Annotated in this window: 22 protein-coding genes; 17 read left to right on the forward strand and 5 right to left on the reverse strand. The window is 68.5% G+C overall.

Features of this window, described 5'->3' with window-relative positions; all coding sequences use genetic code 11:
• Positions 1–99 precede the first annotated feature (99 nt).
• Together ACAM57_RS29875 and ACAM57_RS29880 are read right to left on the reverse strand one after the other, a co-directional pair.
• Positions 100–615 carry a nucleoside deaminase gene (locus ACAM57_RS29875; RefSeq protein ID WP_369659944.1) on the reverse strand — a complete coding sequence of 172 codons (516 nt, stop codon included), beginning with the start codon at positions 613–615 and terminating at the stop codon, positions 100–102.
• A gap of 22 nt (positions 616–637) precedes the next feature.
• Positions 638–1,837, reverse strand: coding sequence for a glycerophosphodiester phosphodiesterase (locus tag ACAM57_RS29880; RefSeq protein WP_369662495.1), 1,200 nt, complete (start codon positions 1,835–1,837; stop codon positions 638–640).
• Between the two features lie 106 nt (positions 1,838–1,943).
• Between ACAM57_RS29880 and argE the strand changes: the two genes are divergently transcribed.
• From argE to ACAM57_RS29935, 11 genes are all read left to right on the forward strand, one after another.
• Positions 1,944–3,110 (forward strand): acetylornithine deacetylase, encoded by a 1,167-nt coding sequence (gene argE, locus ACAM57_RS29885; RefSeq protein ID WP_369659945.1) that lies wholly within the window; start codon positions 1,944–1,946, stop codon positions 3,108–3,110.
• Positions 3,103–4,365: a DUF445 domain-containing protein gene (locus ACAM57_RS29890; RefSeq protein WP_369659946.1), complete on the forward strand. Its 1,263-nt coding sequence runs from the start codon at positions 3,103–3,105 to the stop codon at positions 4,363–4,365. The genes argE and ACAM57_RS29890 overlap by 8 nt, the downstream gene beginning before the upstream one ends.
• A gap of 135 nt (positions 4,366–4,500) precedes the next feature.
• Positions 4,501–6,162, forward strand: a complete 1,662-nt coding sequence (locus ACAM57_RS29895) for a hypothetical protein (protein ID WP_369659947.1) — start codon at positions 4,501–4,503, stop codon at positions 6,160–6,162.
• A gap of 136 nt (positions 6,163–6,298) precedes the next feature.
• A complete protein-coding gene (locus ACAM57_RS29900) occupies positions 6,299–7,075 on the forward strand; it encodes an MHYT domain-containing protein (RefSeq protein ID WP_369659948.1) in 777 nt (258 codons plus the stop codon).
• Between the two features lie 75 nt (positions 7,076–7,150).
• Positions 7,151–8,761, forward strand: a complete 1,611-nt coding sequence (locus ACAM57_RS29905; RefSeq protein WP_369659949.1) for an acyl-CoA carboxylase subunit beta — start codon at positions 7,151–7,153, stop codon at positions 8,759–8,761.
• Positions 8,758–10,719, forward strand: a complete 1,962-nt coding sequence (locus ACAM57_RS29910) for an acetyl-CoA carboxylase biotin carboxylase subunit (protein WP_369659950.1) — start codon at positions 8,758–8,760, stop codon at positions 10,717–10,719. Before ACAM57_RS29905 ends, ACAM57_RS29910 begins: the two co-directional genes overlap by 4 nt.
• A 37-nt stretch (positions 10,720–10,756) precedes the next feature.
• The gene (locus ACAM57_RS29915) at positions 10,757–11,683 is read left to right on the forward strand and encodes an SDR family oxidoreductase (RefSeq protein WP_369659951.1); all 927 of its coding nucleotides are present in this window, start codon (positions 10,757–10,759) and stop codon (positions 11,681–11,683) included.
• Positions 11,680–12,990 carry a hypothetical protein gene (locus tag ACAM57_RS29920; protein WP_369659952.1) on the forward strand — a complete coding sequence of 437 codons (1,311 nt, stop codon included), beginning with the start codon at positions 11,680–11,682 and terminating at the stop codon, positions 12,988–12,990. Before ACAM57_RS29915 ends, ACAM57_RS29920 begins: the two co-directional genes overlap by 4 nt.
• Positions 12,991–13,028: 38 nt before the next feature.
• Entirely contained in the window at positions 13,029–14,189 is a 1,161-nt protein-coding gene (locus ACAM57_RS29925; protein WP_184640254.1) for an acyl-CoA dehydrogenase family protein, read from the forward strand.
• A gap of 15 nt (positions 14,190–14,204) precedes the next feature.
• A complete protein-coding gene (locus tag ACAM57_RS29930; RefSeq protein ID WP_369659953.1) occupies positions 14,205–15,371 on the forward strand; it encodes an acyl-CoA dehydrogenase family protein in 1,167 nt (388 codons plus the stop codon).
• Positions 15,372–15,542: 171 nt separating this feature from the next.
• Positions 15,543–15,845: a Dabb family protein gene (locus ACAM57_RS29935; protein ID WP_184640258.1), complete on the forward strand. Its 303-nt coding sequence runs from the start codon at positions 15,543–15,545 to the stop codon at positions 15,843–15,845.
• Between the two features lie 10 nt (positions 15,846–15,855).
• Here ACAM57_RS29935 and ACAM57_RS29940 read toward each other — a convergent pair whose 3' ends face one another.
• Complete coding sequence (locus ACAM57_RS29940) at positions 15,856–17,130, reverse strand: DEAD/DEAH box helicase (RefSeq protein WP_369659954.1); 1,275 nt, start codon at positions 17,128–17,130, stop codon at positions 15,856–15,858.
• A gap of 59 nt (positions 17,131–17,189) precedes the next feature.
• On the opposite strand from ACAM57_RS29940, the gene ACAM57_RS29945 reads away from it, so the two are divergent.
• The 5 genes from ACAM57_RS29945 to ACAM57_RS29965 all read left to right on the forward strand — a co-directional run bounded on the left by ACAM57_RS29945 (position 17,190) and on the right by ACAM57_RS29965 (position 20,661).
• Positions 17,190–17,585: a translation initiation factor Sui1 gene (locus ACAM57_RS29945; RefSeq protein WP_126022353.1), complete on the forward strand. Its 396-nt coding sequence runs from the start codon at positions 17,190–17,192 to the stop codon at positions 17,583–17,585.
• A 7-nt stretch (positions 17,586–17,592) separates the two neighbouring features.
• A complete protein-coding gene (locus tag ACAM57_RS29950; RefSeq protein WP_369659955.1) occupies positions 17,593–17,829 on the forward strand; it encodes a DUF3820 family protein in 237 nt (78 codons plus the stop codon).
• A 195-nt stretch (positions 17,830–18,024) separates the two neighbouring features.
• On the forward strand, positions 18,025–18,459 hold the full coding sequence (locus tag ACAM57_RS29955) for an RNA recognition motif domain-containing protein (RefSeq protein WP_369659956.1): 435 nt from the start codon (positions 18,025–18,027) through the stop codon (positions 18,457–18,459).
• Between the two features lie 189 nt (positions 18,460–18,648).
• Positions 18,649–19,137 carry a tripartite tricarboxylate transporter TctB family protein gene (locus tag ACAM57_RS29960; RefSeq protein WP_126022356.1) on the forward strand — a complete coding sequence of 163 codons (489 nt, stop codon included), beginning with the start codon at positions 18,649–18,651 and terminating at the stop codon, positions 19,135–19,137.
• Positions 19,138–19,149: 12 nt separating this feature from the next.
• On the forward strand, positions 19,150–20,661 hold the full coding sequence (locus ACAM57_RS29965; RefSeq protein WP_126022357.1) for a tripartite tricarboxylate transporter permease: 1,512 nt from the start codon (positions 19,150–19,152) through the stop codon (positions 20,659–20,661).
• A 3-nt stretch (positions 20,662–20,664) separates the two neighbouring features.
• Here ACAM57_RS29965 and chrA read toward each other — a convergent pair whose 3' ends face one another.
• Both chrA and ACAM57_RS29975 read right to left on the reverse strand, forming a co-directional pair.
• Complete coding sequence (gene chrA, locus ACAM57_RS29970) at positions 20,665–22,029, reverse strand: chromate efflux transporter (RefSeq protein ID WP_369659957.1); 1,365 nt, start codon at positions 22,027–22,029, stop codon at positions 20,665–20,667.
• A gap of 20 nt (positions 22,030–22,049) precedes the next feature.
• Positions 22,050–22,808 (reverse strand): TSUP family transporter, encoded by a 759-nt coding sequence (locus tag ACAM57_RS29975; RefSeq protein WP_093206951.1) that lies wholly within the window; start codon positions 22,806–22,808, stop codon positions 22,050–22,052.
• A 356-nt stretch (positions 22,809–23,164) separates the two neighbouring features.
• Between ACAM57_RS29975 and ACAM57_RS29980 the strand changes: the two genes are divergently transcribed.
• Complete coding sequence (locus ACAM57_RS29980) at positions 23,165–24,421, forward strand: ammonium transporter (protein ID WP_369659958.1); 1,257 nt, start codon at positions 23,165–23,167, stop codon at positions 24,419–24,421.
• Positions 24,422–24,424: the final 3 nt, after the last annotated feature.

Consider the following 24,424-nt stretch of genomic DNA (forward strand, 5'->3'; position numbering starts at 1 on the left):
ATAGACCGTCTCAAAACGCCAGTCTATCCACTCTGGCATTTCGGGGCACCTCGGGAAACACGCAGCCCCAGCCGGGTGCCGGGGCCTTTCCTCAGTTCCTCAGTGCGCGCCGGTCCAGAAGCCCACGTGCGGCGCGGCGGCTTCCTGCTCCAGCAGCGGCCCCACCACCTCGACGCGCCGCTGCCCGCGCGCGAAGACTTCGCGGCAGGGAAGCGAAAAGGTCGGGTTCTCGGGATGGTCGCCCGTCAGGCCGAGCAGCGCGTGTTCGGAAAGCGCGTACACCACGCGCCCGATGTTGGTCCAGTAGATAGCGCCCGCGCACATGCAGCAGGGCTCGGCGCTGGTGAAGAGCGTGCAGCGCGCGAGCTCCTCGGGGGTGAGCAGCTTCGCGGCCTGCGCGGCGGCCACCAGCTCGGCGTGCTGCGTGGGATCGCCCTCGGGCGGCATCGAGTTGTTGCCCGCGGTGACGACGACCTCGCCGCGCTCGTTCGCCACCAGCGCGGCGAAGGGATGGCGCCCGCGCGCCTTCGATTCGTCCGAAAGCCGGATGGCCATGCGAAGCAGTTCGAGGTCGCGCGGGGACAGGTCGGGCGAGGAGGTGTCGTCTGTGGTCATGCTCGGACGATAACCCGGTCGATCAGCGGCCGATGCTCTTGAGGTAGTCGGCGCGCGCGGCCAGCGCGGTGTCGGTGAAGTCGGTGAACACGCCGTCCACGCCGAGCTTGTAGTACACGCCGTATTCGTTCTTGCCGTCCTTGTTGTAGTCGGAGGCCAGGCGGCGCGACTCGTTGCGGAAGGTGAAGGGGTGCACGAACAGGCCCGCCTTGTGCGCGTCGGCGATCAGCGAGGTGGGCGCCGTAGAGGTGGCGTCGGCGTCGTTGATCTTGCCGTCCTTGTTGACGTCCACCGGCTTGCCATCGGCACCGATGGTGCCCTTGATGCTCACGATGTAGCGCTTCCAGGGGCCGATGCCGTCGGCGTACTTCTTGATCTCTGCCAGGCCCGCGGGCGTGACCATGGCGTCGAAGTTGCGCTTGTCGCCGGCCTTGGTCCAGTCGTAGGGGCGGTCGCTGGGCACGGCGAAGGTCACGGCGCCGGTCTTCAGGTCGACGGTGTCGCCGTCGATGAGCTGGATGAGCTTCGTATTCAGGCCCTTGCTCTTCATGTACTTGAGGCTGCCCGGCTCGAAGGACTGCACGTAGATGGGCGCGGTCTTGCTGTTCCAGCCAGCCGCGTTGATGGCGGCGATGACCTTGTCCTCCATCGGCAGGCCCAGGTCGCGGAAGTAGGTCGGGTTCTTGGTCTCGGGGTAGATGGCGATGGTGCGGCCGGTTTCCTTCGACTTGGCCTTGGCGAAGTCGATGATCTCCTGGAAGGTCGGCACCTTGTACTTGCCGTTGAATTCCTGCGGACGCTCGGCATCGGTGGAGATGGCGCCCAGGGTCTTGATCTCGGCCAGCGTGAAGTCGTTGCTGAACCAGCCGGTCTGGGTTTCGCCGTCGACCTTGATGGTCTTCTTGCGCGAGGCGAAGCGGGGGTGCCTGGCCACGTCGGTGCTGATGGCGAGATTGGGGTCGTGGCGGGCGATGAGCACGCCGTCCTTGGTGGAGATCAGGTCCATCTCGATCACGTCGGCGCCGAGCTCGATGGCGCGGGCGTAGGCTTCGAGGGTTTCCTCCGGCAGATAGCCCGATGCACCACGATGGGCGATGACCAGCGGCGGGTTGCCGTCCAGCGTGAGCAGCTTGCTGCTGCCGCCGGAAGGTCCGGTGCTGCTGCAGGCGGCCAGTGCGAGGGCTGCGGTGGCGGTCAGGGCGATCTGAAGAGAGGTGCGCATGGTCGAGGTTTCTCCGTCCGGAATGAAGAGGCGCAGGGTACCCGTTTCGCGTGACAGCTTCGACATCCATGCACGCGCGGCGCCGACTTCCGGGAGAATGTGTTGCATGCCCCATACGCTTTCCCCCCAAAGCCTGCTGATGGCCCAGACGCTGGTGCGCATGAACACCATCAGCGCCAACAGCAACCTCGAACTGATCGACTTCGCCCAGAGCCACCTCGCGGCGCTGGGCGTGAAGAGCCGCATCACCTACAACGCCGAACGCACCAAGGCGAACCTCTTCGCCACGCTGGGCGAGGGCAAGCCGGCCGGGGTGATCGTCTCGGGCCACACCGACACGGTGCCCTGGGACGGGCAGGACTGGAGCGTCGACCCGCTCTCGGCCGTGGTGCAAAACGAGCGCCTCTACGGGCGCGGCTCGGCCGACATGAAGAGCTTCATCGCCATTGCGCTGTCGAACGCGAAGCGCTTCCTGGAGAGCGACTCTCCCTTCGCGGTGCACTTCGCCTTCAGCTACGAGGAGGAGATCGGCTGCTTCGGCGTGAAGGAGCTCATCGCCGACATGCGCGATGCCGGCATCAAGCCCCTGGCCTGCATCGTGGGCGAACCCACCAGCATGGTGCCCGCCATCGCGCACAAGGGCGTGTACCGCTACAAGTGCTGCGTGCGCGGCAAGGAGGCGCACTCCTCGCTCACGCCGAAGTCGGTCAACGCCATCGAGATGGCGGCCCGCGTGATCGGCAAGGTGCGCGACATGGCCGAGGGCTTCGAGCGCAGCGAGCCGCGCTACGAGGGCTTCGACGTGCCCTTCAGCACCGCGAGCGTGGGACAGTTCCACGGCGGCATCGCCGACAACGTGGTGCCGCGCGACGCCGAGTTCCGCTATGAATTCCGCGACCTTCCCACCGCCGACGCCGGGAAGATGCAGGCCGAGGTGGTCGCCTACGCGGGCAGCCTCGAACCCGCGATGAAGAAGGTGGCGCCCGACGCGGGCTTCAGCTTCGAGACCATCTGCGAGATCCCGAGCTTCCTGGGCTCCGCCAACGACCCCATCACGCTGCTGGCCCAGCGCTTGGCGAGCGAGGAGCGCACCACGCTGGTGGCCTTCGGCACCGAAGCGGGTCTTTTCAAGAACGCCGGCATCCCCACCGTGGTGTGCGGACCCGGCAGCATCGAGCAGGCGCACCAGCCCGACGAGTACGTGAGCCTCGAGCAGCTCGCGCGCTGCGAGCTGTTCATGGAGCGCCTGGCATCCACGCCGAGCATTGGCTGAGAGCGCCGCCAGCATCGACGCGTCGCGGCGCATGAAGCGCGTCGCGCTCGGCCTGCTGTGCGGCGCCGCACTGCTCTATGCGGTGGCGAGCGTGCTGCATGCGCGGCATCCGGCCTGGGGCTACGTGGCGGCCTTCGCCGAGGCCGCGATGGTGGGCGCCATCGCCGACTGGTTCGCGGTGGTGGCGCTGTTCCGCCACCCGCTGGGCCTGCCGATTCCGCACACCGCCATCATCCCGAGCAACAAGGACCGCATCGGCGCCAAGCTCGCGGGATTCATCTGCGACAACTTCCTGAGCACCGCCCAGGTGCTCGGCAAGCTGCGGCAGTTCGACGCGGCCGGGCGCATCGCCGACTGGCTGGCGCGCCCCGCCAGCGGCGACAAGCTCGGCGAATGGGGCGTGGCCGCCACGCGCTATGGCCTTTCGGCCTTCGACGACGAGCGCGTGCGCGACTTCATGGGCCGCGCCGCCGCGGCCGGGCTGCAGAAGATCGACCTCTCGCGCCTCACGGGCCAGGCGCTCGACGCGCTCACGGCCGGCGGGCGCCACCAGGCACTGCTCGACGACGTGCTGCAGCAGGTGGCCGGCCTGCTCGAAGGCGAGGAGGTGCAGGCGCACATCACAGACGCGATCGCGCGCGAGATCAGGACGCTGCGCTACGTGGGCCTCGACCAGGTGGCGGCCAAGCTGGCCACGCGCAAGATCGTCGCGGCGGTGGCGCGCACCATCGGCGAGCTCGCGGCCGAGCCCGAGCATCCGATGCGCAGGCGCTTCGACCACTTCGTCGACGACTTCGTGGTGCGCCTGAAGCTCGACCCCGAGTTCCAGCAGCGCGGCGAACAGATCCGCGCGGAGCTGGTTGCGCACCCCGCCCTGGGCGACTACCTGCACGGGCTGTGGGGCGAGATGCTCGCGTGGCTGCACGACGACCTGGGCCGCAACGACTCGAGCATCCGCCGGCGCATCGCGTCGATGGCCGGCGCGCTGGGCACGCGGCTGCAGGGCGACGAGGCCATCCGCCGCTGGATCAACGAGCAGATCGAGGCCGCCGCGCCGCTGGCCATCGAGCGCTACCGCGAGGACATCCGCCGCTACATCGAGGAGCGCGTGGGCGAGTGGAACGCGCAGGAGATGACGGTGGAGCTCGAGCGCCACATCGGGCGCGACCTGCAGTTCATCCGCATCAACGGCACGCTGGTGGGCGGGCTGGTGGGGCTGCTGATCCACACGGCGACGCAGCTGCTGCGCGGCTGAGTTGCGGCTGAACCGCAGCTGAAGGCCGCGGGTAATCCACAGCGGACGAAAGTCCGCATCCTGTCCCCGTGGGGACTCCGCGGCCCCGCCGCGCTCCTAGACTGCTGCGCGCATCAACAAGAGGAGACGCCAACCATGCCACGTCGAAGCAGCCTCGGCGCCATCGCGCTGACCGCCACCCTCGCCCTGCTGGGCGCCTGCAGCAGCCTCGCGCCGCCGGCCTCCACCAGTCCGCCCACCCGACCTGCTTCCTGGGCCGCGCCCGAGGCGCTGGTCGCGCCCTCGGCCTTCGCCGGGGTGCATGGGCTGGCCGTCGACGCCAAGGGCCGGCTGCTCGCGGGCTCGGTGCTGGGCAACACGATGTGGGAAGTCGACCGCAGCACCGGCGCGGCCAGGGTGTTCATCGACGCGCCCGAAGGCCAGGCCGACGACATCGCCGTGGGCCCGAAGGGCGAGCTGGCCTGGACCAACTATCTGATGGGCATGCTGCGCTACCGCGAGAGCGACACCGCGCCCATGCGCGTGCTGGCCAAGGACCTGCCTGGCCTCAACTCGCTGGACTTCGACCGCCGCAACGGCAGGCTCTACGCCTCGCAGGTGTTCCTGGGCGACGCGCTGTGGGAGATCGACCGCGAGGGCCAGAAGCCGCCGCGGCTCATCAGGAAGGACATGGGTGGCTTCAACGGCTTCGAAGTGGGGCCCGACGGCATGCTCTACGGGCCGCTGTGGTTCAAGGGCCAGGTGGTGAAGATCGACCCGGCCAACGGCAACACGACCGTGATCGCCGACGGCTTCAAGATTCCGGCCGCCGCCAACCTCGACGGCAAGGGCAACCTCTGGGTGGTCGACGCGCGCAGCGGCGAGCTGGTGCGGGTGGAGCTGGCCACCGGCCGCAAGACGGTCGCGAAGCAGCTGCGGCCCTCGCTCGACAACCTGGCGATCGCTCCCGACGGGACGATCTACGTCTCGAACATGGCGAACAACGAGGTGCAGGCCTTCAACCCCGCCACCGGCGAGCTGCGCACGCTCACCAGCGGCAAGGTGGCGGCGCCGGCCGGCATGAAGATCGACGGCAACGACCTCTGGGTGGCCGACGTCTTCGGCTTCCGCCAGGTCGACGTGCGCACCGGCGAGGTGCGCGACATCTTCCGCATGCAGCGCGACCCGGAGCTGGACTACCCCTTCGCCGTCGGCCTGTCGCCGAAGCTTTTCGCGCTGAGCTCGTGGTTCACCGGCACGGTGCAGCTGGTCGACCGGCAGACGCTGAAGACGGTCGAGACCATCCACGGGCTGAAGGCGCCGTTCGACGCCATTCCCATGCCGGACGGCAGCGTGATCTACGCCGAGATCGCGACCGGCAGCATCACACGCGCGAGCGGGCCGAAGTTCGCGCAGAAGTCAGTGCTCGCCAGCGGCCTGAACGGCCCGGTGCAGATGATCGTCGGCCATGACGGCGCGCTCTACGTGACCGAGGCGGCCGGCCGGCTGCTGCGCATTCCGCTGGACGCCAGCGCTCTGCTGCGCGCGGTGGCCGAGGGGCTGGCCCTGCCCGAGGGCCTGGCGCAGACGCCCTGGGGCAGCTTCATCGTGGCCGAGAGCGCGGCGCGCCGGCTGGTCGAAATCGCGCCCGACGGCAGCCGCCGTACCGTCGCCGAGAACCTGCCGATCGGCCTCGCGCCCGGGCCCGGGCTGCCTCCGCCCTACGTGGTGACGGGCGTCGCGGTGGGCCGCGACGGCTCGATCTACATGGCGGCCGACCGCAACAATGCGATCTATCGGATTCGCCCCGTAAGGTAGGGTAACAATAAGTGTAAATTTCAGTTTACTTTTACAAACAAACATTACAGACTGCGCGGGACGTCTTGTGGCGTCCCGTCCGCATCCGGCGGCGGGGGGTCCGCGAGGCGCTCTTTTGACCTGAAAGGGACATCGCATGACTCCGCTCGTCGTAGGCCAGATCCTGTCGCCCGAGTACTCCCTGGGCATGGTGGCGCTCTCCTTCCTCATTTCCTTCGCGGGCTCGCTGGTGGCCCTGATCTGCGCCGGGCGGATGGTCGGCGCGGACGGCAAGCCCAACCTCGCCGTCGTGACCTGCGCGGCGGTGGCGCTGGGCGGCATCGGCATCTGGTCGATGCACTTCATCGGCATGCTGGCGTACCGGCTGCCGATAGCCATTTCGTACAACATGCCGCTCACGGTGGTGTCGCTGGTGGCGGCCATCCTGATTTCAGGCATCGCGCTGTACATGGCCGGCGGGCGGCGCAAGTTCAGCCGCTCGGGCTGGCTCGGCGGCAGCCTGCTGGCGGGCATCGGCGTGTGCGTGATGCACTACATGGGCATGTTCGCGATGAACATGCGCGCCTCGATGAACTTCGACCTGACGACGGTGGGCCTGTCGGTGCTCATCGCCGTCACCGCCGCCGCGGCGGCCCTGTGGCTGGCCTTCAACCTGCGCAAGTTCACGCACAAGGTCGCGGCCGCCGCAGTGATGGGCGTGGCGGTATGCACCATGCACTACGTGGGCATGAGCGCGGCCAGCATGGTCTGCACCGCCGCCGCGCCGGTCGACGCGCTGGCCATCGGCGGCAGCTACATGGGCCTCACGGTGTTCGGCACGGCCGGCGCGGTGCTGATCTTCATCTACTGGGTGGTCACCGGCAGCAGCCTCGACGCGCCGCCGGTCGCCGGCCGCCGGGTGCGCGCCAGCTAGTAAGCGCAAGCGGGCGCGGCGCCCGCATCCTAGAGTCCGTGCAGAGCGAAAAAAACGATCTGCACGGACTCTCACATGCCAGTCATCGAATCCCGGCTGCAAGCGGCCGGCGACACCTTCCAGGCCAACCGGGCCAGCATGCTGGCGCTGCTCGGCCAGGTGCGCGAGCACGAGGCCCGCGCCGTCGCGGCCTCCGGCGCATCGGCCGAGCGTTTCGCCAGGCGTGGGCAGCTGCTGCCGCGCGAGCGCATCGCGCTGCTGCTGGACACCGGCGCGCCCTTCCTGCCGCTGGCCTCGCTGGCCGGGCTCGGGCAGGACAACCCAGACCTCTCGAAGAGCGTGCCCGGCGGCGGCCTGATCTCCGGCATCGGCTACGTCGCGGGCGTGCGCTGCATGGTCAACGCCTCCGACTCCGGCATCGACGCCGGCGCGCTGCAGCCCATGGGCCTGGACAAGCAGCTGCGCGTGCAGGAGATCGCGCTGGAGAACAGGCTGCCCTACGTGCAGCTGGTGGAAAGCGCCGGCGCCAACCTCATGCACTACCGCGTGCAGGACTTCGTGCGCGGCGGCAACATCTTCCGCAACCTCGCGCGGCTGTCGGCCGCGGGGCTGCCGGTGGTGACGGTGACGCACGGCTCCTCGACCGCCGGGGGCGCCTACCAGACCGGTCTTTCCGACTACATCGTGATGGTGCGCGACCGCACGCGCGCATTCCTCGCGGGACCGCCGCTGCTGAAGGCGGCCACCGGCGAGATCGCCACCGAGGAAGAACTCGGCGGCGCGGTGATGCACACGCACATCTCGGGCCTGGGCGACTACCTCGCGGAGGACGACCGCGACGCCATCCGCATCGCGCGCACGATCCTCGGCAGCATCGACTGGGCGCGCGACGAGGCGCCGCGCCGGTTCGCGCCGCCGCGCTACGACGCCGAGGACCTGCTGGGCATCATGCCCAGCGACGGCCGACGCCCGGTGGACATGCGCGAGGTCATCGCGCGCATCGCCGACGGCTCCGAGTTCCTGGAGTTCAGTGAGCACTACGGCAGCGCCACCGTCTGCGGCCACATCCGGCTCGAAGGGCATGCGGTGGGCATCATCACCAACAACGGCCCCATCGACTCCGACGGCGCCACCAAGGCCACGCACTTCATCCAGGCCTGCTGCCAGTCGCGCACGCCCATCGTCTACCTGCAGAACATCACCGGCTACATGGTGGGCCGCGCGCACGAGGAGGCCGGCATCATCAAGCACGGCGCGAAGATGATCCAGGCGGTTTCCAACGCCACGGTGCCGCAGGTCACGCTGCTGTGCGGCGCCTCGTACGGCGCGGGCAACTACGGCATGTGCGGCCGGGGCTTCGCGCCGCGCTTCTGCTTCAGCTGGCCCAACGCACGCACCGCCGTGATGGGCGGCGAGCAGGCGGCGAAGACCATGGCCATCGTGATGGAAGCAGGCATGGCACGAAAGGGCGCGGTCGACCAGGCAAAGATCGACGCGATGCAGCAGCAGGTCATCGAGCGCTTCGACCGGCAGATGAGCGTGTTCACCACCAGCGCGCTGCTGCTGGACGACGGCGTGATCGACCCGCGTGACACCCGCGCCGTGCTGGCCGAGGTTCTCTCGGTGTGCCGCGACGCCGATGCCCGCGCGCCCCAGCCCATGCAGTTCGGGGTGGCACGGCCATGAGCAACAGCACCACTACCGGATTCCGCAAGATCCTCGTCGCCAACCGCGGCGAGATCGCGGTGCGCGTGATGCGCACCGCCCGTGCCATGGGCTTTCGCACCGTGGCCGTGTACTCCAGCGCCGACGCCGGCTCGGAACACGTGCGCTTCGCCGACGAGGCGGTGCACATCGGCGAGCCCCTGCCTGCGCAGAGCTACCTGAACATCGCCGCGATCGTCGAGGCCGCGCGCGCCAGCGGCGCCGACGCGGTGCACCCCGGCTACGGCTTCCTCGCCGAGAACGCGGCCTTCGCGCAGGCCTGCCGTGATGCCGGGCTGGTCTTCATCGGCCCCTCGCCCGAAGCCATCCGCGCCATGGGCGACAAGGCCGGCGCCAAGCGGCTGATGCAGGCGGCGGGCGTGCCCTGCATTCCGGGCTACCAGGGCGAAGACCAGAGCGAGAAGACGCTGGCCGCCGAAGCCGCGCGCATCGGCTGGCCGGTGATGATCAAGGCCACCGCAGGCGGCGGCGGTCGCGGCATGCGGCTCGCGGCATCGGCCGCCGACTTCGCCGCGCAGCTGCGCAGCGCGCAGTCGGAAGCGCTCAATGCATTCGGCGACGCCACCGTGATCCTGGAGCGCGCCATCGTCGCGCCGCGCCATGTCGAGGTGCAGGTGTTCGCGGACCGGCACGGCAACGCCATCCACCTCGGCGAACGCGACTGCTCGGTGCAGCGCAGGCACCAGAAGGTGGTGGAGGAAGCGCCCTCGCCCGCTGTTTCGGAAGCGCTGCGCGAACGCATGGGCGCCACGGCCGTGGCGGCGGCGAAGGCCATCGCCTACGAAGGCGCGGGCACGCTCGAATTTCTGCTCGATGCCGATGGCCAGTACTGGTTCATGGAAATGAACACGCGCCTGCAGGTGGAGCACCCGGTGACCGAGGCGGTGACTGGTCTCGATCTCGTCGAGCTGCAGCTGCGCGTGGCGGCCGGCGAGCCCCTGCCGATCGCGCAGAAGGACGTGCGCATCGCCGGTCACGCGATCGAAGTGCGCCTGTGCGCCGAAGATCCGCAGCAGGGCTTCATGCCGCAGAGCGGCAGGCTCGCGGCATGGCGTCCTTCCACTTCGCTGCGCACCGAGCACGCCTTGCGCGACGGCGCCGAGGTGCCGCCCTTCTACGACTCGATGATCGCCAAGCTGGTGGCCAGCGGCCGCACGCGCGAGGACGCGAGGCAGCGGCTCCTCGCCGGCCTGCAGGACACCGTCGCGCTCGGCATACCGACCAACCAGCAGCTGCTGCAGCGCACGCTGTCGCACGAAGTCTTCGCGAAGGGTGCGGCAACAACCGCCTTCGTGGCCGACCACATCGACGCGCTGCTCGCCGCCGACGAATCGGACCAGACCCGCGCCGCGCTGCTCGCCGCACTGCTGCTCCAGCTCGGTGAACGCGGCTGGCCCTCGCCGCTGGCGCACACGCTTCCAAACTCCCTGCGCTTCGAACTCGACGGCACGGTGCACGCCGCACGCGTGACGCCGCGCGGCGCCGCACGCTTCGACATCGCGCTGGACGGCAGAGAGCCGGTGCAGCTCGCACTGCTCGCATTGCCCGGCGACGGCAGCCTGCGCTTCTCGTGCAACGGGCTGTCCGCGCAGGCATTCGTCGCGCGGCACGACGGCCACGTCTTCTTCCACCACGACGGACAGGCCCACCGGCTCGACAACCTCACCCACGTCGCAGCCACCCGCGCCGATGCCGGCGGCGGCGATGGCCTGCTGCGCGCATCCATGAACGGCCGCGTGATCGCGCTGCTGGTGGCCGAGGGCGAGGCCGTCGCCGCGGGCCAGCCGCTGGTCACGCTCGAAGCGATGAAGATGGAGCACGTGCACTGCGCGCCTCGCTCCGGCAAGGTCGCCCTGCACGTCGCGGTGGGTGCGCAGGTGGCGGCGCGCCATGTGGTCGCGCAGGTCGCCGATGCATGACAGAGACAGCCCGCACGTCTTCCTGAAGGTCAACCGCATGAATGCTCCCCTCCCCCATTACCGCTCCGTCTTCGCTCCAGGCTTGTTCGACGGCCAGGTCGTCGTCGTCACCGGCGGCGGCTCCGGCATCGGCCGCTGCACCGCGCACGAACTCGCGGCACTCGGCGCGCAGGTGGTGTTGGTCGGCCGCAAGCCCGAGAAGCTCGACGCGGTGCGCGCCGAGATCGAAGCCGCCGGCGGCAAGGCCTCCACGCAGGCCTTCGACATCCGCAACGAGGACGCGGTGCGCTCGGCCATCGCCGCCGTCGTCGCCGCGCACGGCCGCGTCGACGGGCTGGTCAACAACGCGGGCGGCCAGTACATCACGCCGCTGCATGCGATCTCGGCCAAGGGCTGGGAGGCGGTGATCCACACCAACCTCACGGGCGGCTTCCTGGTCGCGCGCGAGTGCTACCTGCAGAGCATGCAGGCCAACGGCGGCGCCATCGTCAACATCGTGGCCGACATGTGGGGCTCCATGCCCAACATGGGACACAGTGGCGCGGCGCGCGCGGGCATGGTGAGCTTCACCGAGACGGCCGCGCTCGAATGGGCCGCGAGCGGCGTGCGCGTGAACGCGGTGGCGCCGGGCTACATCGCCTCCAGCGGCATGGACCACTACCCGCCCGAGGCCGGCGACATGCTGCGCGCCATGCGCAAGACCGTGCCGGCCGGGCGCTTCGGCAACGAGGCCGAGACCTCCGCCGCCATCGTCTTCCTGCTGGGCCCGGCCGCGAGCTTCATCAGCGGCAGCGTGCTGCGCGTGGACGGCGCGCGCCCGCAGGTGCGCATGGGCTGGCCGATGGCGACTCCCGATGCGCAGGCGCAGCAGCGCCGCGCTGTGAAGCCCTTCGACGGCTTCCACCTCGCGCAGCAGCCGCGCGTGTTCAGCAGCGAAGAGAAATCGCAGGAGGGCAAGGGATGACGCTGGGCTGTGGCCACGAAGACGTCACGGCAGGCGACGTCTGCGAGCATCTGCTGGCAAAGCCGCTCGACAGCTACATCCGCTGTTTCACCGGAGAAGGCTGGCACTATCGTTTGTGCTGCACGGCATGTCGCAGGGCCGATGTACCGCCGTGGCGCAGCAGTTGCGCGACATGCCTCCAGGGTATCGAAGAGAAGAGCTGCTGGGACGGCATCGAAGGTCGGCCTGAAGTCGTCGAGCGAGTCAGCGGACTTACCTTCTCGCGCACCATAGTTTCTCTGCCAGGCTTGCGCTCCGAAGAGGTACTCGATATCAGGGCCCTCGCGGCACCAGGCAATTGGATCGCACTCGATGTCCGGGGACAACTCTGGCGCGTGAACTTCCAACACCAGGAAGCCAGCTTGCTGCGCGCAAGCTGGCCCGAAGATATCGGCCCGGAGGAAATACTTGAACTGCATGCATCGGCCGACGGCCGCTTCGTCGCGATCGTGCAGTGCATCGGCAGTCACGGTATCGTTTTCGATCTGGCCGGCGACGCTCCTTCGCCGATCACGATGCGGCTGGCGCGCGGCGACTACCACTGCGACGTTTCGCCGTTCGGCATTGCCTTCCTCACCCACGAGGGGCGCACCTTGCTCGCACATGCCACCGACTGGAACCGGCTCGATGTCAGTGACCCGGCCACCGGCGAGCTGCTGACTGCACGTGCCGCTCCCCGCAACGGCGACGCCCATTTCCTCGACTACTTCCATGGTCGCCTCCTTGTTTCGCCCGATGACCGTTGGGTGGCCGAGGACGGATGGGTTTGGTCGCCCACAGGATTTCCGAGGACGTGGAATCTGCACGATTGGGTGGCCGGCAATCCGTGGGAATCCGAAGACGGCGCATCGGTGAGACAGCTGCCGTGGCGAGCCTACCGCTGGGCCAGTCCCATGTGCTGGACGGCCGACCACACCCTCGCCGTGTGGGGCTACGGCGAAGACGACCAATGGATGATCCCTGCCGTGACGCTCTACGACGTGCGCAGCGGCGAGGCGCTTCACCGCTTCGCAGGACCTGAAACCGCGGCCGCAGAAAACACCGACTGGCGTGCCGCGATCGCTCGGCCGGGCGGCGCGCTGGTGTTCGATCAACACCTGTTCGCCTGCTCCGATCGCTTCGGAACATCCGTCTGGGACATCGCGGACGGCGCCTGCCTTCATCGCGATACCGCACTGAAGCCGCGTGCCTATCACGCCACTGACCGCACCTTCCTGTCGGTGGAACCCGATGGCGCTTTCCGCCTGTCGCGCCTCGCGAGCCCCTGACATTCGACGAACACCAGGCCTCATCAAGGAAACCTCTCATGCAGTACAGCCACGAACACCTCGAGATCCAGAAGACCCTGCGCCGCTTCATCGACGACGAGATCAACCCGCACGTGGACGAGTGGGAAGAAGCCGAGATCTTTCCCGCGCACGAGGTCTTCAAGAAGCTGGGCAACCTCGGCCTTCTGGGCCTGAACAAGCCCGAGGCCTTCGGCGGCGCGGGCCTGGACTATTCGTACGCGATGGCCATGGCCGAGGCGCTGGGCCACATCTCCTGCGGCGGCGTGCCGATGGCCATCGGCGTGCAGACCGACATGTGCACGCCCGCGCTCGCGCGCTTCGGCAGCGACGAGCTGCGCCGCGAGTTCCTCGCGCCGGCCATCGCAGGCGACATGGTCGGCTGCATCGGCGTGAGCGAGCCCGGCGCGGGCAGCGACGTGGCGGGGCTGAAGAGCCATGCGCGCAAGGACGGCGGCGACTACCTCATCAGCGGCCAGAAGATGTGGATCACCAACAGCCTGCAAGCCGACTGGATGTGCATGCTGGTCAACACCGGCGACGGGCCCGTGCACCGAAACAAGTCGCTCGTGATGGTGCCGATGGACAGCCCCGGCATCGAGAAGGCGAAGAAGCTGCGCAAGATCGGCATGAATTCGAGCGACACCGGCCTCATCTACTTCGACAACGTGCGCGTGCCGCAGCGCTACCGCATTGGCGAGGAGGGCCAGGGTTTCGTCTACCAGATGCAGCAGTTCCAGGAAGAGCGCCTGTGGGCTGCCGCGAGCTCGCTGGAGCCCATGGAAGACTGCATCGCCCAGACCATCGAGTGGGCGCAGCAGCGCCAGATGTTCGGCTCCACGCTGGCCGACCAGCAGTGGGTGCAGTTCAAGCTCGCCGAGCTCAAGACCGAGGTGGAGGCGCTGCGCGCGCTCACCTACCGCGCCTGCGACCTGCACGTGAAGGGCGAGGACGTGCTCGAGCTCGCCTCGATGGCCAAGCTCAAGACCGGCCGCCTCACACGGCAGGTGGCCGACACCTGCCTGCAGTTCTGGGGCGGCATGGGATTCACGCTGGAGAACCGCGTTTCGCGCCTGTACCGCGACGGCCGGCTGGGCTCCATCGGCGGCGGCGCGGACGAGGTGATGCTGGGCATCCTCGCCAAGACCATGGGCATCGCCAAGCGCCCGCCGCGCGGCTAGCAGGAAGCCGGTCGCATGGACGCCGAGCTGCAAGCCGACCGCGCCGCGCTGGCCGACACGGTGCGGCGCTTCGCCGAAAGCGAGATCGCGCCGAACGTGCAGGCCTGGGACGATGCGGGCGAGTTTCCGCGCGCGCTCTATGCACGCGCCGCCGAACTGGGCCTGCTGGGCCTGGGCTATCCGGAAGAACTCGGCGGCACGCCGGCCTCGTATTCGCTCAAGCTGCCGGCCTGGGTCGCGCTCGCGCGCCATGGCAAGAGCGGCGGCGTGCTCGCCAGCCTGTTCTCGCACAACATCGGCCTGCCGCCCGTGGTGCTGCATGCCAGCGACGCAGTGCGCCGCGAGGTCGTGCCGCCGGTGCTGCGCGGCGAGAAGATCGCGGCGCTCGCCATCACGGAGCCCGGCGGCGGCTCCGACGTGGCGGCGCTGCGCACCACGGCAAGGCGCGACGGAGATCACTACGTGGTCAACGGCGAGAAGACCTTCATCACCTCGGGCATGCGCGCCGACTGGATCACCGTGGCCGTGCGCACCGGCGAGGGACGTGGCGCGGGCGGCATCTCGATGCTGCTGGTGCCGGGCGACGCGGTCGGCCTCACGCGCACGCGGCTGTCGAAAATGGGCTGGCAGTGCTCCGACACCGCCACCCTGCACTTCGACAACGTGCGCGTGCCCGCGCGCTACCTGCTCGGCAACGAAGGCGAAGGTTTCCGCATGATCATGGGCAACTTCAACGGCGAGCGCATCGGCCTCGCCGCGGGCGCGCTGGGCTTCTCGCAGGCCTGCCTCGACGAGGCGCTGGCCTGGGCGCGCGAGCGAAAGGCCTTCGGCGCCCCGCTCATCGGGCACCAGGCCGTGCGCCACAAGCTCGTCGACATGCAGATGCGCATCGCCTCCACCGAGGCGTGGATCGAAGCGGTGTCGGCGCAGGGCGATGCGCTGGAAGCCGCCGGCCGCCACAACGCCCCCGAATGGGTGGCACAGATATGCATGCTGAAGAACCACGCGACGCAGACCATGCAGTTCTGCGCCGACCACGCGGTGCAGATCCTCGGCGGCATGGGCTTCATGCGCGGCACCGTGAGCGAGCGCATCTACCGCGAAGTGAAGGTGATGATGATCGGCGGCGGGGCCGAGGAAGTCATGAAGGAGCTGGCGGCGAAGCAGCTGGGCTGGCTGTAAAGGCAACAGAAGGAAGAAGCGGGGAAAGCGGAAAACTGTTCTTCACAGGCGCGGCTCACCGGGCGCGATGCCGTGCTTACCATCGGTCGCGCCAAGCCAGGCAGCAGGAGCCCGTGTGACCCTCATTCCCCATCTTTCTTTCGGCGAGCCCGCCACGGGCACGCGAGCGCCATGCTGAAGCACATCGTGATGTGGGACCTGCGCGCAGACACGCCCGAAGAAAAGGCGCGGGCCACCCAGCTGCTCAAGCGCAAGTTCGAATCGCTGCGCGGGCAGATACCCGGCCTGCTGCACATCGAGGTCGGCGTCGATTCGAGCCGCGTGGGCTACGCCTGCGACGTGGTGCTCTACAGCGAGTTCGACAGCCAGGCTTCGCTCGACGGCTATGCCACGCATCCGGCGCACCTGCGCGTGCGTGAAGAGCTGGGCGATCTGCGGATCGCGCGGCATCAGGTGGATTACGCGGTGGGCTGATCGGCCGCGGTCAGTCGCTCGCCTCGGGGGCGTCTCCCCGCGCGGCAGCAAGCGCAGCAGCCGCCCGCAGCTTGTCCTTCTTGCTCGGCCTCTTCCCCTTGATCCCCCCCGTGCCCGAGGCGTCCACCACCGGCGGCGCGGTTTCCGTCGGCTCGAAGCCCTCGACGCGCTCGCGCGGCAGCCGCAGGCCGTTGCGTTTCTCGATCAGGCGGAAATGGGCCTCGGTGGCCGCGCTCACGAAGCTGATCGCCAGGCCGCGCTCTCCCGCGCGCCCGGTCCTGCCGATGCGGTGGATGTAGTCGGTCGGCGAGCGCGGCAGGTCGTAGTTGACAACCACGGGCAGCTGCGCGATGTCGATGCCGCGCGCGGCGAGGTCGGTGGCGATCACCACGTCCCACCGGCTCTGCTTGAACTGGGAGAGGATGTTGCTGCGGGTGCCCTGCGCGATGTCGCCGTGGAAGGGCACGGCGTAGATGCCGTTGCGGTAGAGCTTCTCGGCCACGGTCTGCGCCGCGTGCTGCGTGGCGACGAAGACCAGCACGCGGTCCCACTCGTTCTCGTGCTGCTCGAGCAGGTGGCGCAGCAGCTGGGTGCGGCGGCTCGCGTCGACCTCGATCACGCGCTGCACGATGTCGGGCGCGGTGCCCGGCTCGCCCTGCACGTCGACGATGGCGGGGTCGCGCAGCATGCCGTCGGCCAGCGCCTGGATGGCCGGCGGGAAGGTGGCGGAGAAGAACAGGTTCTGGCGCCGCTTCGGCAGCAGTTCGAGGATGCGGCCGAGTTCCTCGGCGAAACCCAGGTCGAAAAGGCGGTCGGCCTCGTCGAGCACGAGCATGGCGACCGCGTCCAGCCTGAGCGCGTTGTGCTCCACCAGGTCCAGCAGCCGCCCGGGGGTGGCGACGACGATGTCGGCGCCGCCGCGCAGGCTCATCATCTGCGGGTTGATCGACACGCCGCCGAAGGCGGTGACTATCTTCAGGCGCTTGGGCAGGTGCTGCGCCAGGTCGTGCATGGTGTCGCCGACCTGGCCCGCGAGTTCGCGCGTGGGCACCAGCACGAGCGCGCGAACGCGGCGCGGGCCCTCACGCTGCTCGGTCAGGCGCTGCAGCAGGGGCAGGGAGAATGCGGCGGTCTTGCCGGAGCCGGTCTGTGCCGAGCCCCGCAGGTCGCGGCCTTGCAGAATGGCGGGAATGGCCGCGGCCTGGATGGGCGTCGGCGTGGAAAAGCCGCTTCGGGCGGCGGCCTGCACGAGCGCGGGGACCAGGCCCAGTGAGTCGAATGGCATGTGTATGAGCGCGGCGGGCGAAGAGAGAGAAAGATCGAAAGCAGAAAGAGGCGTATCGGATGTCGACGATGAAACAGCAGCGCACCGGCCAGTCCGGCGGCAGCACCCTGGTGTATTCCACCGACGGGGGCGGACGCATGTGCCCCGGCTGCGGCGAGCCCGTGGCCCGTTGCCGCTGCAAGGAACTGGAAAAGGCACGCGGCACGCCGGCCACCGACGGCATTGTGCGCGTGTCGCACGAGACAAAGGGCCGCAAAGGCAAGGGCGTGACGGTAGTGAAGGGCATGGCGCTCGATGCGGCGGCCCTGCTGGCGCTGGGCAAGCAGCTCAAGACGGCCTGCGGCACGGGCGGCACGGTGAAGGACGGCACCATCGAGATCCAGGGCGACCACCGCGAAACGGTGATCGCAGCGCTGGTGAAGCTGGGCCATACGGTCAAGCGCGCGGGAGGCTGAGCGCTCCATGAACCCCGAAGACCTGCAACGGCTGGTAACGCTCGAAATGCCCTTCGGCAAGCACAAGGGCACGCTGATTGCCGACCTGCCCGGCAACTACCTGAACTGGTTCGCACGCGAGGGTTTTCCCTCGGGAGAAATCGGCCGGCTGCTCGCCCTGATGCATGAAATAGACCACAACGGGCTTTCCGGGCTGCTGAAACCGTTGCGAAACCGCCCTCCGGAACGGGGAGTTTCCCGATAAGGCGCGATTTCGCCACATCTTTTTCGAAATCGGGCTGGATAATGCCCGCTACGTGTCAGTGAGTCGCATTGCGGCTCCCGTGCACGTAATTTGGTGATCGGTCAGTTTCGCGCCACAGCGCAGTTCTTGTTTGTTGTGATTCTGGGACTCCATCGCTTTTTTGTTTTTTTGTTGGTTTGAATCAGGAGTCCCTCAATGGGCAAGAAACTTTACGTGGGCAACCTCGCCTACTCGATCCGCGACAACGATCTCGAACAAGCCTTCGGCGAATTCGGCTCGATCGTCAGTGCCAAGGTCATGATGGAACGTGACACCGGCCGTTCGAAGGGCTTCGGCTTCGTCGAAATGGGCACGGATGCCGAAGCGCTCGCAGCCATCGAAGCCATGAACGGCCAACCCCTGCAGGGCCGCGCCCTGACGGTGAACGAAGCCCGCCCGATGGAAGCCCGTCCCCCCCGCAGCGGTGGCGGCGGCTACGGCGGTGGTGGTGGCGGCTACGGCGGCGGCGGCCGCAGCGGTGGCGGTGGTTACGGCGGCGACCGCGGTGGCTACGGTGGCGACCGCAGCGGTGGCGGCGGCTACGGTGGCGGCGGTGGTGGCTACGGCGGCGGCGGCCGCGGCGGCTACTGAGTCGCCCCCCCCCAGGGCCCTCGGGCCTCTGAATGAAAAGCTCCTCCGGGAGCTTTTTTCGTTTCCGGGACACACCGGCCCCGGGGAGAACCCTTGCCCTGCGGTACGCATTTGTTCGTACCGCACCGGTCAGCCAACGGTCAGGCGCGCAGATCGACCCTCGTTTCCCCAATACAAGAGGAGCGAGACATGCGGATAAAGAGCCAGGCGGACTTCTTTTCGGGAGTCATGTTCACCACCGTGGGAGGCGCCTTCGCCATCGGCGCGACCACCTACACCATCGGCGACGGCGCGCGCATGGGGCCGGGCTACTTCCCGCTCATGCTGGGCATCCTGCTGGCGGTGCTGGGCGCGATCATCATGTTCCAGGCGATGGTGGTCGAGACCACCGACGGCGACCCGATCGGCAAGTGGGCCTGGAAGCCTCTGGCCTTCGTGCTCGGCGCCAACCTCGCCTTCGGCGTGCTGCTGGGCGGCCTGCCCAGCATCGGGCTGCCGGCCATGGGCATGATCATTGCGATCTACGCGCTCACCATCATCTCCAGCATGGCGGGCGAGCACTTCAGGCTGCGCGACGTGCTGATCCTCGCGACCATCCTGGCGGCCGGCAGCTACGTGGCGTTCATCTGGGCGCTGAAGCTGCAGATCCAGGTCTGGCCCACCTTCATCGCAGGTTGAGGAGCACACGCCATGGAACTCTTCAACAACCTCGCGACCGGCTTCGGCGTCGCGTTCACCTTCACCAACCTGCTGTACTGCCTGATCGGCTGCATCCTGGGCACGCTGATCGGCGTGCTCCCGGGCATCGGCCCCGTCGCGACCATCGCGATGCTGCTGCCGGCCACCTATGCGCTGCCGCCCGTGTCGGCGCTGATCATGCTGGCCGGCATCTACTACGGCGCCCAGTACGGGGGCTCCACCACCGCCATCCTGGTGAACCTGCCGGGAGAGTCCTCGTCGGTGGTCACCTGCATCGACGGCTACCAGATGGCAAGGCAGGGCCGCGCGGGCCCGGCACTCGCCGCCGCCGGCCTGGGCTCGTTCTTCGCGGGCTGCGTGGGCACGCTGATCCTGGCCGCCTTCGCGCCGCCGCTGACCGAGCTGGCCTTCAAGTTCGGTCCGGCCGAGTATTTCTCGCTGATGGTGCTGGGCCTGATCGGCGCGGTGGTGCTGGCTTCGGGCTCGCTGCTGAAGGCGGTGGCGATGATCGTGCTGGGCCTGCTGCTGGGCATCGTGGGCACAGACGTCAACTCCGGCGTGGCGCGCTACAGCTTCGACATTCCGGAGCTCACCGACGGCATCGGCTTCGTGGTCATCGCCATGGGCGTGTTCGGCTACGGCGAGATCATCGGCAACCTCTCGCAGCCCGACGACGAGCGCGAGGTGTTCACGCACAAGGTCAAGGGCCTGTGGCCCACCAAGGACGACTTCAAGCGCATGCTGCCCGCGGTGCTGCGCGGCACGGCCCTCGGCTCGGCCCTGGGCATCCTGCCGGGCGGCGGCGCGCTGCTGGCCTCCTTCGCCTCCTACGCGCTGGAGAAGAAGATCCGCATGCGCCCCGGCGAAGTGGCCTTCGGCAAGGGCAACATCCGCGGCGTCGCATCGCCGGAGTCGGCCAACAACGCCGGCGCGCAGACCTCCTTCATCCCGCTGCTGACGCTGGGCATTCCGCCCAACGCGGTGATGGCGCTGATGGTGGGCGCGATGACCATCCACAACATCCAGCCGGGACCGCAGGTGATGACCAGCAACCCGGAGCTCTTCTGGGGCCTGATCGCCTCCATGTGGATCGGCAACGCGATGCTGATCATCCTGAACCTGCCGCTGATCGGCATGTGGATCAAGCTGCTGACGGTGCCCTACAAGTTCCTGTTCCCGGCCATCGTGCTGTTCTGCGCGATCGGCGTGTACTCGACCAACAACAACACCTTCGACGTGTGGATGGTGGCGGCCTTCGGCTTCATCGGCTACCTCTTCATCAAGCTGCGCACCGAGCCCGCGCCGCTGCTGCTGGGCTTCATCCTCGGGCCGATGATGGAAGAGAACCTGCGCCGGGCGCTGCTGCTGTCGCGCGGGGCGTGGAGCGTATTCGTCACGCGGCCGCTGTCGGCGGGGCTCCTGATCGCTGCTGTCCTGCTGCTGGGCATCGTGCTGCTGCCGGCGATCAAGGCCAAGCGCGAAGAGGCGTTTGTAGAGGATTGAGCCTCAGCGCACGAGCAAAGGCAGCAGCAACAGCTGCCACGCGAGCCCCAGCAGGGCCGAGGCGAGCACCACCGGGATCACACCGGCCTTGAAGCGGAACAGCGCCACGGCGGTGACCAGCCCGATCGCCGCCGATGCCGCGTCGAAGCCTCCCCCGGCTCCCTTGGGCCACAGCACGTGCCAGGCGAAGAACACCGCCAGGTTGACGATCACGCCCACCACCGCCGCCGTGATGGCCGTGAGCGGCGCGGTGAGCTTCAGGTTGCCGTGCGTCGACTCGATGAAGGGACCGCCCAGCAGGATGAAGAGGAACGACGGCAGGAAGGTGAAGAAGCTCACCACCGTCGCCGCCACCGCGCCCGCAGTGAAAAGCGAACCGGTGCCGAACAGCGCCTGGTTCCAGCCGCCGACGAAGCCCACGAAGGACACCACCATGATCAGCGGCCCCGGCGTGGTCTCGCCCAGCGCGAGGCCGTCGATCATCTGCGTGGCGCCCAGCCAGCCGTAGTGGTCGACCGCGCCCTGGAACACGTAGGGCAGCACCGCATAGGCGCCGCCGAAGGTCAGCAGCGCGGCCTTGGTGAAGAACCATCCCATCTGCGTGAGCGTGCCGTGCCAGCCGTAGAGCGCGGTGAGCGCGCCCATGGCGCCCAGCCACAGCGCGAGGAACACGCCCAGCACGCGCCAGAAGCGGCCCCAGCCGAAGCGCGCGTGCGCGGGCGTGGGAGTGTCGTCGTCGATGAGCGCCGGGCCGGCGGAAGCCACCGCCGCGCCATGCCCGCCGCCGGGCGCGAAGCGCTCCGGCGCCACCCGGCTGCCGAAATAGCCGATGGCTGCGGCCGCCAGCACGATCAGCGGAAAGGGCACGCTCAGCGCGAAGATCGCCGCGAAGGCCGCCGCCGCGATCGCCCACAGCCATGCGTTCTTCAGCACCCGCGAGCCGATGCGCCAGGCCGCGAACAGCACGATGGCCGTCACGGCAGGCTTCACGCCGTACAGCAGCCCCGCCACCGCCGGCACCTGCCCGTAGGCCATGTAGACCCACGACAGCGCGATCAGGATGAAGAGCGAGGGCAGCACGAACAGCGCCCCCGCCGCGATGCCGCCCCAGGTGCGGTGCATGAGCCAGCCGATGTAGGTGGCGAGCTGCTGGGCCTCGGGGCCGGGCAGCAGCATGCAGTAGTTGAGGGCGTGGAGGAATCGCTTCTCCGAGATCCAGCGCCTGCGCTCCACCAGCTCCTGGTGCATCAGCGCGATCTGCCCGGCCGGCCCGCCGAAGCTGATGAAGCCCAGCTTGAGCCAGTAGCCGAAGGCCTGCCAGAAGCTGACGGGAACGGGCCGCTCGACGGGATCTTGGGGAGAGGACATCGGGCGACTTTCGTGTTGCGCTATTTCAGGAATGCGTCGTAGGCGGTCTTCAGTATCAGCGCGCTCACCACCACGATGAACACCACCCGCACGAAGCCCGCGCCGTGCTTCAGTGCAACCCGCGTGCCCAGCACGCTGCCGGCCACGTTGGCCACAGCCATCACCAGCCCGTAGTGCCACCAGACGTGGCCCTTGGCCGCCAGCAGGATCAGCGCGGCGGCGTTGGTCAGCGTGTTGATGATCTTGGCCGAAGCCGAGGCGTTGAGGAAGTCGTAGCCCATCCAGCGCACGAAGAGGAACACCAGGAAGCTGCCCGCACCCGGCCCGAAGAAGCCGTCGTACAGCCCGATCGACAGGCCGATGGTGCAGGCCGCCAGCGTCTCCGCCCTGCCCGAGAAGCGCGGCGCGTGCATGCGGCCCATGTCCTTGCGCGCCAGCGTGTACAGCAGCACGCCCAGCAGGATGAGCGGCAGCGCCTTGCGCAGGAAGTCGCCCGGAAACATGGTGACGCCCCAGGCGCCCAGCATCGAGCCGGCAAAGCCGAGCAGCGCGGCCGGCCACAGCGCGCCCCAGCGCATCTGCACCCGCTGGCTGAACTGGGCCGCGGCGGCGGCCGTGCCCCAGATGGACGCGCTCTTGTTGGTGCCCAGCAGGGTCGCGGGCGGTGCGCCCGGAAAAACGGCGAACAGCGCGGGCACCAGGATCAGCCCGCCTCCGCCAACGATCGAATCGACAAAACCCGCGAGCGCAGAGGCGCCTGTCACCACCAGCATTTCCATAGGGGCTGGATTGTCTCACCCGGGCGCTATCGAAAAAGTAGCTGAAAAGGCCCGGGCCTCAAGCCTTCGCGGAAATAAAAAAGGCGCCGACCAGCGGCGCCTTTCAAAGTCGAACAGGCATCTCGTACGGAGCCTTTGAAGAATTTTTATTGTTGCTAGGGGGGATTGTCTCCTCGGACCCTCGGCACACGAGCAGGGCCCGTTCGCGAGTGCGCAGACTTTAGGGGCACGCACCGCCTCAGTGCATAGGGAATTACCCGCTTTGCCTTACGCGGGAAGCCCGATTTGCAAACCAAAGTGTTTCTGATAGTTAACGACGTGGCACGACTTGTGCACGGGGCGCCTGAGTCCACCACATGAAGAAGAAAGCGACCATGGCCCTGGCACCGCAAGCCTCCATCAACGCGGCAGACACCGCATGGATGATGACCTCGACCGCGCTGGTGCTGCTGATGACGCTGCCCGGCATCGCTCTCTTCTACGCGGGCATGGTGCGCCGCAAGAACGTGCTGGCCACCATGGCCGCGGTGGTGGCGATCGCCTCGACGGTCTCGCTGACCTGGTTCGCGGTGGGCTATTCGCTGGCTTTCACCGAGGGCTGGCCCTGGCTCGGCGGCTCCGGGCGCTTCTGGTTCTCGGGCTTCGACTACCTGAAGGAGGCCGGCCAGCTCGCGGTGAGCCACGTGGCGCCCAACGTGCCCGAGTCGGTCTACGCGATGTTCCAGCTGACCTTCGCGATCATCACCACGGCGCTGGTGCTCGGCGCCTTCGTCGAGCGCATGCGCTTCTCGGCGATCCTGTGGTTCGCGCTGCTGTGGAGCGTGCTGGTGTATGCGCCCGTCGCGCACTGGGTGTGGGAGCCGGGCGGCTGGCTCGCGCAGATGGGCGCGCTCGACTTCGCGGGCGGCTCGGTGGTGCACGTCAACGCCGGCATCGCCGGGCTCGTGTGCGCCTACGCCCTCGGCTCGCGCAAGGGCTACGGCCGCGAGGCCTTCGAGCCCTACAACCTGGCTTTCACCATGACCGGCGCCGGCCTGCTGTGGGTGGGCTGGTTCGGCTTCAATGCCGGCTCGGCGGTGGCGGCCGACGGGCGCGCGGGGCTGGCGATGCTGGTCACGCACATCGCGGCGGCTGCCGGCGCCATGAGCTGGATGCTCGGCGAATGGATCGTGCGGCGCAGCCCCTCGCTGCTGGGCCTGTGCTCGGGCCTCGTGGCCGGGCTGGTGGCCATCACGCCGGCGGCCGGCTTCGTCACGCCGCCGGCCGCGCTGGCCATCGGCGCCATCGCGGGGCTGGCCTGCTATTGGGGCGCCACCGGCCTGAAGCACCTGCTGGGGGCGGACGACTCGCTCGACGTGTTCGGCGTGCACGGCATCGGCGGCATCGTGGGTGCGCTGCTGACGGGCGTGTTCGCCGACGCACGCATCTCGGGCGCCACCGGCGACGTGCTGACGCAGGCGATCGCGGTCGGCAGCGTGGCCATCTTCAGTGCGACGGGCACGGCCGTGGTGCTGTTCCTGGTGCACGTCATCGTCGGCCTGCGCGTCGATGCCGACAGCGAGCAGCTGGGCCTCGATCTTGCACAGCACAGGGAACATCTCGGGAGCAGTTGACCC

Source organism: Variovorax sp. V15, from assembly GCF_041154425.1.
GTDB classification, from domain to species: Bacteria; Pseudomonadota; Gammaproteobacteria; order Burkholderiales; family Burkholderiaceae_C; genus Variovorax; species Variovorax guangxiensis.

Coding starts and splice junctions, on each gene's coding strand:
- ACAM57_RS29895 (WP_369659947.1), top strand. CDS start 4,501: ATGCCACGTCGAAGCAGCCTCGGCGCCATCGCGCTGACCGCCACCCTC.
- ACAM57_RS29900 (WP_369659948.1), top strand. CDS start 6,299: ATGACTCCGCTCGTCGTAGGCCAGATCCTGTCGCCCGAGTACTCCCTG.
- ACAM57_RS29910 (WP_369659950.1), top strand. CDS start 8,758: ATGAGCAACAGCACCACTACCGGATTCCGCAAGATCCTCGTCGCCAAC.
- ACAM57_RS29935 (WP_184640258.1), top strand. CDS start 15,543: ATGCTGAAGCACATCGTGATGTGGGACCTGCGCGCAGACACGCCCGAA.
- ACAM57_RS29955 (WP_369659956.1), top strand. CDS start 18,025: ATGGGCAAGAAACTTTACGTGGGCAACCTCGCCTACTCGATCCGCGAC.
- ACAM57_RS29930 (WP_369659953.1), top strand. CDS start 14,205: ATGGACGCCGAGCTGCAAGCCGACCGCGCCGCGCTGGCCGACACGGTG.
- ACAM57_RS29915 (WP_369659951.1), top strand. CDS start 10,757: ATGAATGCTCCCCTCCCCCATTACCGCTCCGTCTTCGCTCCAGGCTTG.
- ACAM57_RS29875 (WP_369659944.1), bottom strand. CDS start 615: ATGACCACAGACGACACCTCCTCGCCCGACCTGTCCCCGCGCGACCTC.
- argE (WP_369659945.1), top strand. CDS start 1,944: ATGCCCCATACGCTTTCCCCCCAAAGCCTGCTGATGGCCCAGACGCTG.
- ACAM57_RS29925 (WP_184640254.1), top strand. CDS start 13,029: ATGCAGTACAGCCACGAACACCTCGAGATCCAGAAGACCCTGCGCCGC.
- ACAM57_RS29975 (WP_093206951.1), bottom strand. CDS start 22,808: ATGGAAATGCTGGTGGTGACAGGCGCCTCTGCGCTCGCGGGTTTTGTC.
- ACAM57_RS29980 (WP_369659958.1), top strand. CDS start 23,165: ATGAAGAAGAAAGCGACCATGGCCCTGGCACCGCAAGCCTCCATCAAC.
- ACAM57_RS29965 (WP_126022357.1), top strand. CDS start 19,150: ATGGAACTCTTCAACAACCTCGCGACCGGCTTCGGCGTCGCGTTCACC.
- ACAM57_RS29880 (WP_369662495.1), bottom strand. CDS start 1,837: ATGCGCACCTCTCTTCAGATCGCCCTGACCGCCACCGCAGCCCTCGCA.
- ACAM57_RS29960 (WP_126022356.1), top strand. CDS start 18,649: ATGCGGATAAAGAGCCAGGCGGACTTCTTTTCGGGAGTCATGTTCACC.
- chrA (WP_369659957.1), bottom strand. CDS start 22,029: ATGTCCTCTCCCCAAGATCCCGTCGAGCGGCCCGTTCCCGTCAGCTTC.
- ACAM57_RS29945 (WP_126022353.1), top strand. CDS start 17,190: ATGTCGACGATGAAACAGCAGCGCACCGGCCAGTCCGGCGGCAGCACC.
- ACAM57_RS29920 (WP_369659952.1), top strand. CDS start 11,680: ATGACGCTGGGCTGTGGCCACGAAGACGTCACGGCAGGCGACGTCTGC.
- ACAM57_RS29905 (WP_369659949.1), top strand. CDS start 7,151: ATGCCAGTCATCGAATCCCGGCTGCAAGCGGCCGGCGACACCTTCCAG.
- ACAM57_RS29950 (WP_369659955.1), top strand. CDS start 17,593: ATGAACCCCGAAGACCTGCAACGGCTGGTAACGCTCGAAATGCCCTTC.
- ACAM57_RS29940 (WP_369659954.1), bottom strand. CDS start 17,130: ATGCCATTCGACTCACTGGGCCTGGTCCCCGCGCTCGTGCAGGCCGCC.